The 9,087-nt window shown below is 65.4% G+C and carries 10 protein-coding genes; 2 read left to right on the top strand and 8 right to left on the bottom strand.

The genetic code is table 11. The features are described from left to right. The first annotated feature begins 12 nt into the window (after positions 1-12). Positions 13-753, top strand: coding sequence for an SDR family NAD(P)-dependent oxidoreductase (locus A5691_RS07995; RefSeq protein WP_068015408.1), 741 nt, complete (start codon positions 13-15; stop codon positions 751-753). Here A5691_RS07995 and A5691_RS08000 read toward each other — a convergent pair. From A5691_RS08000 to A5691_RS08020, 6 genes are all read right to left on the bottom strand, one after another. Next, entirely contained in the window at positions 750-3,578 is a 2,829-nt protein-coding gene (locus A5691_RS08000) for an RND family transporter (RefSeq protein ID WP_067891659.1), read from the bottom strand. The two genes, A5691_RS07995 and A5691_RS08000, sit on opposite strands and share 4 nt — an antisense overlap. Next, positions 3,575-3,973 carry an MmpS family transport accessory protein gene (locus A5691_RS08005; protein ID WP_067756848.1) on the bottom strand — a complete coding sequence of 133 codons (399 nt, stop codon included), beginning with the start codon at positions 3,971-3,973 and terminating at the stop codon, positions 3,575-3,577. Before A5691_RS08005 ends, A5691_RS08000 begins: the two co-directional genes overlap by 4 nt. 221 nt (positions 3,974-4,194) lie before the next feature. Further along, complete coding sequence (locus tag A5691_RS08010; RefSeq protein ID WP_067779054.1) at positions 4,195-4,629, bottom strand: hypothetical protein; 435 nt, start codon at positions 4,627-4,629, stop codon at positions 4,195-4,197. 255 nt (positions 4,630-4,884) lie between these two features. Next, on the bottom strand, positions 4,885-5,370 hold the full coding sequence (locus A5691_RS08015; protein WP_067756842.1) for a MarR family transcriptional regulator: 486 nt from the start codon (positions 5,368-5,370) through the stop codon (positions 4,885-4,887). 168 nt (positions 5,371-5,538) lie between these two features. Beyond that, entirely contained in the window at positions 5,539-5,715 is a 177-nt protein-coding gene (locus A5691_RS28295; RefSeq protein WP_197505015.1) for a hypothetical protein, read from the bottom strand. A gap of 21 nt (positions 5,716-5,736) precedes the next feature. After that, positions 5,737-7,170 (bottom strand): hypothetical protein, encoded by a 1,434-nt coding sequence (locus tag A5691_RS08020; RefSeq protein ID WP_068015412.1) that lies wholly within the window; start codon positions 7,168-7,170, stop codon positions 5,737-5,739. 67 nt (positions 7,171-7,237) lie between these two features. On the opposite strand from A5691_RS08020, the gene A5691_RS08025 reads away from it, so the two are divergent. Beyond that, positions 7,238-8,071, top strand: a complete 834-nt coding sequence (locus A5691_RS08025) for an SDR family oxidoreductase (protein ID WP_067756836.1) — start codon at positions 7,238-7,240, stop codon at positions 8,069-8,071. Positions 8,072-8,079: 8 nt separating this feature from the next. Here the strand turns inward: A5691_RS08025 and A5691_RS08030 are convergent, their stop codons facing one another. Both A5691_RS08030 and A5691_RS08035 read right to left on the bottom strand, forming a co-directional pair. Further along, positions 8,080-8,685 carry a hypothetical protein gene (locus A5691_RS08030; protein WP_067756833.1) on the bottom strand — a complete coding sequence of 202 codons (606 nt, stop codon included), beginning with the start codon at positions 8,683-8,685 and terminating at the stop codon, positions 8,080-8,082. 43 nt (positions 8,686-8,728) lie between these two features. Then, positions 8,729-9,087, bottom strand: a 359-nt coding sequence (locus A5691_RS08035; RefSeq protein ID WP_197505014.1) for a glycogen/starch/alpha-glucan phosphorylase, incomplete at its 5' end; no start/stop codon positions are given.

Below are 9,087 nucleotides of genomic sequence, written 5' to 3' on the forward strand. Positions count from 1 at the left end.
GCGAGGACAGACATGTCAGCACTGCAGGGCAAGGTCGCCTTGGTGACCGGGGCGTCGTCGGGCCTCGGCGCTGAGACGGCCCGGCTGTTCTCCCGCCAGGGCGCAACGGTTTTCGGCATCGGCCGGGACACTGGCCGGTTGGCCGAGGTGTTCGCAGACGTCCAAGGTGGTTGTTACGCATCGGTGGACGTCGCTTCCGCGCAGGCCTGCCGCGACGCGGTGGAGCAGTGCGTGCGTGAGCTGGGCGGGCTCGACGTGCTGGTCAACGTCGCCGGCCGACACCAGATGCGGCGCACCGAGTCGATGACCGACGACGACTGGGCGGAGGACCTCGCGGTCAACCTGAACGGTCCGTTCTACCTGTGCCGGGCCGCGTTGCCGCACCTACTGGAGCGCGGCGGCAACATCGTCAACGTCGGCTCCATCGCCGGCGTCGAGGGCCAGGCGTACTCGGCCGGCTATTGCGCCGCCAAGCACGGGCTGGTCGGCCTCACCCGCGCCCTGGCGGTGGAGTACACCGCGGATCGCTTGCGCGTCAACGCGATATGCCCGGGCGGCATGCTCACCCCGCAGCTCGAACACTTCAGGGCGCCGGAGAACCCGAACTACGACCTGATCATGCGCACCGCTTCCCCGCGCGGCATGATGCAGTCCGTCGACGTGGCGAACGTCATCGCCTTCCTGGCGAGCGACGCCGCGGCCGCCGTCCACGGTGCCGTTTATCGCGTCGACAACGGCAAGGGCGCCGGCTAGCGCGCCGCCGCCGGGCGGGTGCGCACCAAAGTCGGCCACCAGAACCACGGCCCGAGGATTCGCAGGATGCTCGGCACCACGAACGAACGCACGATCAGCGTGTCGAGCAGCAGGCCGATGCACACGGTCGAGCCCACCTGACCGATGGTGCGCAGGTCGCTGGTGAGCATCGCGAGCATGGTGAAGGCGAACACCAAACCGGCGGACGTCACGACGCCGCCGGTGCTGCCGAGGGCCCGGATGAGACCAGTGTGAATTCCGCCGTGCAACTCCTCTTTCACCCTGTTGATCAGCAGCAGGTTGTAGTCCGACCCGACGGCCACCAGGATGATGAACGTCAACGGCAGGACCAGCCAGTGCAGATGTAGGCCGATGAGGTGTTGCCAGACCAGGATGGAAAGCCCGAACGCGCCGGCATAGGAGAACGCCACGGTGCCGGGAATCACGAACGCCGCCACCAGACTTCGCGTGATGAACATCATGATCAAGAAGATCAGCACGAAGGCTGCGATGGCCGCGATCATGAGGTCGGACATCGCGTATTCCTTGATGTCCTTGTCGTTGGATCCCGAACCGCCGATGTAGATCCGCGCGCCCGCCAGCGAGGTCTCTTTCAGGATCGTTTTGATCGCGTCGGGGAACTGTTCGACGTGCTCGACCCCTTCGGGGCCCATCGCGTCGCCCTCGTGGGTGACGATGAAACGGGCCGCCTTGCCGTCCGGCGACATCATCAGCTTCATGCCGGTCTTGACGTCCTCGTTGTCGAATCCCTCGTGCGGGATATAGAAGAAGTCGTCGCTGCGGGACTTGTCGAAGTCGTTCCCGACGTTGATCAGATCATCGAAAGTCTGCTCCGTTTGCACGGTTTGCAGATCGGCGGATCCGTAGCTGTTGACCAATTTCGACTGCAGTGCCTCGGTATCGTCGGCGGTGGCTTTCAGTTGGGCGATGATCTGCGGGAAGGTCTTGTCCACCTCCTGCAGGGACACCTTCGCATCCGCGATGTCGTCGGCCAGCTTGTCGATCTGATCGATGGTCTCGAACAGCGAACGGAACGTCCAGCAGATGGGAATGTCGAAACAGTGTCTCTCCCAATAGAAGTAGCTCTTGATCGGGCGGAAGAAGTCGTCGACGTTGGAGACCTCGTCGCGGATGTCGTCGCTGACCCGTTGTAGGTCCTCGACGGTCAGGACCGTCTGGTGCAGTTCGTCGGACACCTTTTGGAAGAAGCCGATCTCCTTGCGCAACACCTCGACCGAGTGCGCCTGGATGTCGGCCTGCGCGTCGGTGTTGGAGTTCTGCTCCCTGTTGAACGGGAGCTGTTGTCCGTTGCCGCTGCCCTGCGTGGTGAACAGGTAGGGGATGCTGGCGTGCTCAAGCGCGCGGCCCAACGGCCGCGTCATGCCTTGCACCATCGCCACACCGTGCAGACGGATCAGGGCTCTGGCTACCCGGTCCAGCGAGATGAAGTCGGCCGAGTTGCGCATATCGTGATCGGTTTCGACCATCAGCATCTCGGAGAACAGCTTGCTCTTCGGGAAGTGCCGGTCGGCCGCCTGGAAGCCCAAATTGGCTGGCGCACTGGCCGGCTGGTACTGCCTGTCGTCGTAGTTCTGCCGGTAGGTGGGAACGAAGATCGCCCCGATCATGACGACGGCGGTACTGGCCACCAGGATCGGGACCGGCCAGCGCACCACGCTCGCGCCGATGCGCCGATAGAGGCGACCATGGGTGGGGGTTCTCGGGTCGAACATCCCGAAAAGGCTGCCGACGGTCAGTGCCGCCGGTCCCAGCGTCATCGCCGCGGCGATGGTGAACAGCATGGTGATCGCGACGGCCGGCCCCATGGTGTGGAAGTAGTTCAGGCGCGCGAACGTCAAGCAGTAACACGCGCCGGCAATCGTCAGGCCGGAGCCGATGATGATGGGCGCGACGCCCTTGTACGCGATGTAGAAACTGTCCTCGCGGCTTTCGCCCGCCTGCCGAGCCTCGTGATATCGGCCCATCAGGAAGATGCCGTAATCCGTTCCGGCTCCCAGCGTCAGCGCGATCACGATATTCACGGCGAACGAGGACAGTTCGATGTATCCGTAATGCCCGAGCGTCGAGACGACGCCCTTGGCGACGAGCATCTCGATGAGCACCCCGAGCAGGGGCACCAAAAGGGTAGACGGGGTGCGGTATACCAGCAGCAGCATCACGACGATGAGGATGATCGTGACGATCGTGACGTTGTTCAGGCTGGCGTTGGCGATGGCGAGCGTGTCGGAGGCCAACGGAGCCGCGCCGCTGACGTAGACCTTCAGGCCGGGCGGGGGCGGGTCTTTTTTGATGATGTCGCGGACGGCGTCCACGGACTGGTTGGCCTGGATCTGCCCGATGTCACCGGCGAGACGCAGGAGCACGTAGGTGCATTTGCCGTCCACGCTCTGCGCCCCCGCCGCGGTGAATGGCTTGCCCCACAGGTCCATTACGTACTGCACATGCCGGGTGTCGTGCTGGAGGCGGCGCATCAGGTCGTCGTAGTACCGGTGGTCGGCGTCTCCCAGCGGTCGGTTCGCCTCGAACACGACCATGGTCAAGTTGGTCGAGTTGGATTCGTGGAACTTCTCACCGATGTGCAGCAGCGCCCGCTGCGAGGGCGCGTAATGCGGGACCATGGGGCCCGCAAGCTCTTCCGCGACCCGCTCCACCTGGGGCATGAAGGTGTTCGTGGTGACCGCGAGAAGACCCCAGAAGAAGATGATCGGGATCGCGAAAGTCCGCACCATCCTGGGGATGAACGGGCGTTTAGGCCGCGTCTCGTCGAGGCGATGCTCGGTCATGCCGATTTCACCCTGCACTCGACGTCGGCGTCCGGATGGTCGTCCGACTGCTCGTCGCGGACCACACCATCCACCAGCATCCGGCAACTCACCTGACCACTGCGAACGTGAACCGAGATGCTTCCGGACGCCACCGAGAGCGTCGTGGTCTCCGTGTGCGACCACGGCAGGGCGGTGAAATCAACCTGGTGCGGATGACCGTCGATGTCGATGTAGACGAGCCTCCCCCCGTTGCCGGCGTTGCCGAACACCTCGTAGGTGATCCGTTTGAGATTGAACTGCTCGGGTGCCTGTGGACCGTTGACGGTGATGACCGGCTCCGGTTCGGAGAACTGGTGCACCTTGTACATGCACAGCAGGCCCACCCCGACCGCGATGACGGTGACCAACGGCATCCAGCCTCGTTGCAAGACAGTCCTGCCGACTGAACGACGGCTCACTCCATCACCTTTCGCGACCTCGTCCTACCCACCGCGTTCTCGCGTCCCCGCCCGTGGACCGCGGGACGGCCGCATATCAATCTGGTTGACATACGGCGATAAAGAGATTACTACCTGCGGCACGGAACGCGAACTCGAGAGGTTGTGACTGACGCCTGCCAACGGGCCTGCGGCCCTCATGACGCGACGGATGCCGTGCGCAGACGCCTTTTCAGCCGGGCGCTGCTGAGCAGGCGAAGCGCGAGGTTCGATGAGGTGAGCATGGGTATCACCCCGAGGAATGTCCGCTCGGACGGAGTGGCCCCGTGCAGGTGGTAGAGGCTGCCGAACACGTAAAAGCAACCGAGCATGAACAACGCACCGGGGATGCACAGCGCCATGACCGAGGCGCGGTCGGACACGACCTGACGCGCATAATCCAGCTCTTCGGGCGACATCGGTTGCCGCTTGCGCAACTTGCGGACCACTTCTTTCGCGCTGCCGATTTCCTCGGCGATCGGCGGGGGCCTGCGCCGCTCCAGGCGTCGAACGTAGACGGCCGCGACGGAGGCCAGGGTGACGGCCAGTGCGAGGGAAACGACGGTGAGTAGTCCAAACAAGCCCAGAGTCACTGCTCCGCTCCTTCGTGTGCCCGGGTATGTGAGCCGATGCCATCATGGGCTGCCGCGGCCGCCGCGTCGATCCTCGCGGCGACGGCTGCCGGCGGGGCGTCGCTTCCCACGCTCATTTTCATATCATGTGGATGATGCAGCCCGTCAAGCGGAACGCGGGCCGAGCGGGCTATCACTTGCCGGTTTCGCCGCGCAAAGGCCGCGGGTCACCCAATCTTTACATAGTGGGCATTATGCAGATTGGTGGCTGCGCGCTCACTTTGCCGCATCGGCGGGGTGCGGTGCCTCGGAGGCCGCGATGTCGAGTAGTTGACGCAGGATTGGCATGGCGACCTGCGCGGCCAGCCACAACGTCAGCGCATCCTCGGTGGAAAGCCCGGTCAGCAGCGCGGCCAGACGCTCCCTGCGGCGGTCCGTGCGCAGGTCCCAGAGCTCCCGGCCCGCGTCGCTGATGGCGACCAGGGCTGCCCGGCCATCCTCGGGATCGCTCAGCCGCTCGAGCAGTCCTTGGCGTTCCATCCGCTGGACCAGCTGGGTCATCGCCGGTTGGCTCGTATCCTCGGCCGCGGCGAGAGCCGTCAGCCGCATGGGACCCTCCCGGTTGACCCTGTTGAGCACCAGCGTCGCGCTTGCGCTCAATTCCTTGCGGTTGGACAGCAAATACCGCCAGGTCAGATCGGTGCCCGTGTCGATCATCTCGGCGACGGCCTTGGCCATGTCGGCGACCGGTTGTCTTGCCATAATCGCCCGAATGTATCACCCATCGGATGCAGATCGGTCCAAAGCAAACTCGCATCCACAGCAAACCGCGCGGATTACGCGTCGGCAGAGGCGAATCCCGCTGGCCCAGGCGGCCTCGGGTGAGCGTGATGCATCACACGGAAAATGCTTTGTGCACGCCGGGTCAGATCACCGCTTCCGGGCGTTGACGACGTCGCGGATGATCAGCCCCACCACGACGGCCAGGCCGACGGGCACCAGAACCCGGAAGACGGCCGAGGCGTGCGAGTAGAGCAACGCGTACGCGATCACCCCGATCACCACCATGGCGAGCAGGATGCCCCGGTTGATCCCGTCCGTGCTCATCCGCAAGACCCTACTTCTCGGTCAGAATCCGAAATCGCCGCCACCGGAATCCGAGCTGCCGCCGCCGAAATCGGAGCCGCCGCCCGAGTCCCATCCGCCGCCGAAATCCACGTCTCCGCCGCCGGAGTACGAGCTGTCGTTGCCCCCGAACCCGGAGTCGTAACCGCCTCCGAACCCGACGTCGCCTTGCTGGCTGTCGTAGCCGGCGCTTTGCCCGCCGTCGTAGTTCGCGTCCGCATACGCAGAGTCCCGGCCGGCCTCGAAGCCGCGGTCGTACCCGCCGCCCCAATGGTCGTCCAGCAGCGCATCCATCAACAGCACGTCGGTGAGAGCCCAACCCCAACCCGGACCCCAGAACGCGTACGGGTAATAACCCGGGTAGAAGAACATCCCGTTGTAGTAACCGCCGCCGTAGTAGTGCGGATAACCGGGCTGCGGGGTGGCGCTGTAGTTGTTGTTGTTGATCGTCACGTAATCGCCGGTATCGGGATTCCTCGTCCGCACCGAGGCCTGCTTCCGGTCGCCCGCCGGCACCGAGGAGACGTCGGCGACGTTAGGCGCGGCCCGGCCCGGGTACAGCTTCTGGTTGGCTTTGGCCACCGTCGACTCCACCACCCTCAGGTGCGCGCGTGCCGCGCCATAGTCACCCTTTTCGTAGGCCTGCCGCGCGTCGTAGAGGCTCGCATTGGCCTTCGTCTGCTCGGCGCTGACGTCCGTGTCGCTGTTGGTGAGTACCGCATTGTCGAGGTCGCTGACATCCGAGGTGACGGTGATCAACTCCTGCTTGATCTGTTCCTTGGTGTCGGTGTCCTTGCGGCGCTTGCGGTTCCGGTTCACCGCGAACCAGATCAGGCCGATCACGGCGACACCGATGGCGATGATCGCCAGCGCGGTCCACAGCGCGGATCCCTGGTTGTGGTTCTTCTGCACCGCGGGTGAGGTCACCGCCGGTGCGCCGGAGGACGCAGCCACCGTCGACATCTTGCTGACGAATTCACTGCTCGCGCCGTACGGGTCGTTTCGGTGGTCCCTGGCGGACTGGCTCATGACCGGATCGACGCTGTCCGCGATCGCCCTGGGCACGTTGTAGGCGCGCACGTGGTAGCCCCGGGAATCGATGACCAGAATGATCCCGCTGAATCCGGGATCGCGCCCGAGGATGACGTTGTGAATGGCATCCGGGGTGGTCACGCCGGTCTGGTTGGACGCCACCGCCGCCACCCAGATCGGCGGTCGCGGAGCCCACGCCCACCGGGTGCTCAAGATTTGGTCGTTCAGCCGATCCGGGCTCTGCAACAGCGGATTCGCCCCCGGGTCGGCCAACACGTGGGTCTGCGCGCTGAACTTGTCCACCAGCTGGTTTGTGTAGGTGTCGGCCGAGGCCGACGGCGCCAGCAGCATCGCCAGCGCCACCGTCAACGGGGCCAGCACAAGCCCTCGGAATCGTAGGGTCACTTTCCTCCTGCCGGGTGTCGATGACTCGATCCTTGCGGTGAGCGAAGAAAACGTCCACTGTCGACCGATGGTTGACCGTCGTACCCTTGACGGCGTGAACGCCCGGCGCAGCCCGTTCCGGGCCGATCTGCTGCAGGGCAAGGCGGCCCTGATCACCGGCGGGGCCACGGGTCTCGGCCTCGAGATCGCGCGGGTGCTGGGCAGCCACGGCGCCCGGATCGCGATCTGCAGCCGCAAGGAAGCCAACCTCGAGGCGGCGGTTGCGGTGTTGCGGGAGGCCGGGATCGAGGCCGTCTACGGCGTCTGCGACGTGCGGAGCCACGATGAGGTGACCGCCGTCGTCGAGGACGTGATCCGGGCCTTCGGCCGGCTCGACGTCGTCGTCAACAATGCCGCAGGGAACTTTCCCGTCCCGGTCAGCGGCCTGAGCGCAGGCGGCTTCAAAGCCGTGGTCGACATCGACCTGCTGGGGACGTTCAACGTGTCGAAGGCGGCTTACGAGCTATGCCTGCGGGAAAACGGTGGATCCGTCGTGAACATCAGCGCGGCGACCCAGTACCGCGGCATGGCCTTGCAGGCGCACGTGGTGTCGGCCAAGGCCGGCGTCGACGCGTTCACCCGCGCCTGTGCCATCGAGTGGGGGCCGGACGGCGTCCGCGTGAATGTCGTTGCGCCCGGGGCGATGTCGGGAACCGAGGGCGTGAAGAGGATCACCGGCGACAACCAACATCGCGCCACGCAGAACCCGTTGCGCCGGGCGGGTTCGACCACCGAGGTCGCCGAGGCGGTGCTCTTCCTCGCCAGCGACGCCGCGTCCTATGTCACCGGGGCGACCCTGGTTGTCGACGGCGGTGGATGGCTGACCGCCAGCGGGGTGCCGGATCTTCCCGGCTACCAATAGATTCGGCTCTACTCGAGATATCCCCGGGGGAGCACCGAGAAGTCCACGCACGCCGCGGCCAAAACGTCACCCAGATGAGGGCCGACCGGCGCGGCGAGGGTGAGCATCGCGCCCGCCGATGGCGCCTTCAGGGTGGCGACGTTGTGGTTGGTCAGCAGTTGGATGGCCTCGGATTCGATGTCACTCCAACCGGTGTGGACGGTCATCAGGGTCAGCACACCCAGGGCCTCGCCGGACGGCGACAGCAGGCGGTGATGCCAGGCGCCGTCGGCCTTGTGCCCGGTGTGCGGCCGAACCACCGCCAGCACGGTGCCGCCGCCGTCTTCCAAGCGCGCGGCGCCGTCGGCGGGGACGATCTTTCCCACGGGTGTGTTCTGGTTGGTGATGGTGGTCGTCGCGGCGACCGCGATCTTGAGCTCGTCGCCGTTGGCCGCCGTCAGGGTGTACTCGCTCTTGCCACCGTTCTTGAAGCCCAACAGGACCGCGGCGCCGCCCTTTTGCTGGGCGCGCGCCAGTTCGGTGCCGTCGGGCGTGGCGAGCGTGACCCGCAGGGCGTTGGACGTCGACCTCGACACGCGCGCGAGGACGACCGTTGCATCGCCGATAATCGACATGGCGAGATCCTAGGCTCGCGTGGGGCGATTATCAGCAGGTTCGTCACATCTTGACGGTCAACGGCCACACATTCCAGATGTCGTCGCAGTACTCGGTGATGGCCCGATCCGACGAGAATTTCCCGCTGCGCGCGGTGTTCAGGATCGACATCTTGGTCCACGACTCCCGGTCCTGCCACGCGGCGCTCACCCGCTCCTGGCAGCTCACGTACGACGCGTAGTCGGCGCAAACCAGGAAGGGGTCGTCATGGCGCAGGTTGTCCACCAGCGGCCGGAACACCTCGGTGTCCCCGCCCGAGAAGGTGCCGCCGGCAATCAAATCCAGCACCGCGCGCAGCTCGGCGTCACCGTCGATGTAGTCGGCCGGGCGGTACCCGCTCGCCTTGACCGCCTCGACCTCCT

Source organism: Mycobacterium sp. E183, assembly GCF_001667735.1.
Classification (GTDB): Bacteria; Actinomycetota; Actinomycetes; order Mycobacteriales; family Mycobacteriaceae; genus Mycobacterium.

Bases quoted from the DNA above. Each gene is read 5' to 3' on its own strand.
- A5691_RS08005 (WP_067756848.1), bottom strand. From the start codon at position 3,973: ATGCCGTTGGTCACCGTCATCGCGGTCGGGGTGGGCCTGCTGTGCATG.
- A5691_RS08025 (WP_067756836.1), top strand. From the start codon at position 7,238: ATGGTTGACCGTCGTACCCTTGACGGCGTGAACGCCCGGCGCAGCCCG.
- A5691_RS08000 (WP_067891659.1), bottom strand. From the start codon at position 3,578: ATGACCGAGCATCGCCTCGACGAGACGCGGCCTAAACGCCCGTTCATC.
- A5691_RS08030 (WP_067756833.1), bottom strand. From the start codon at position 8,685: ATGTCGATTATCGGCGATGCAACGGTCGTCCTCGCGCGCGTGTCGAGG.
- A5691_RS28295 (WP_197505015.1), bottom strand. From the start codon at position 5,715: ATGAGCACGGACGGGATCAACCGGGGCATCCTGCTCGCCATGGTGGTG.
- A5691_RS07995 (WP_068015408.1), top strand. From the start codon at position 13: ATGTCAGCACTGCAGGGCAAGGTCGCCTTGGTGACCGGGGCGTCGTCG.
- A5691_RS08015 (WP_067756842.1), bottom strand. From the start codon at position 5,370: ATGGCAAGACAACCGGTCGCCGACATGGCCAAGGCCGTCGCCGAGATG.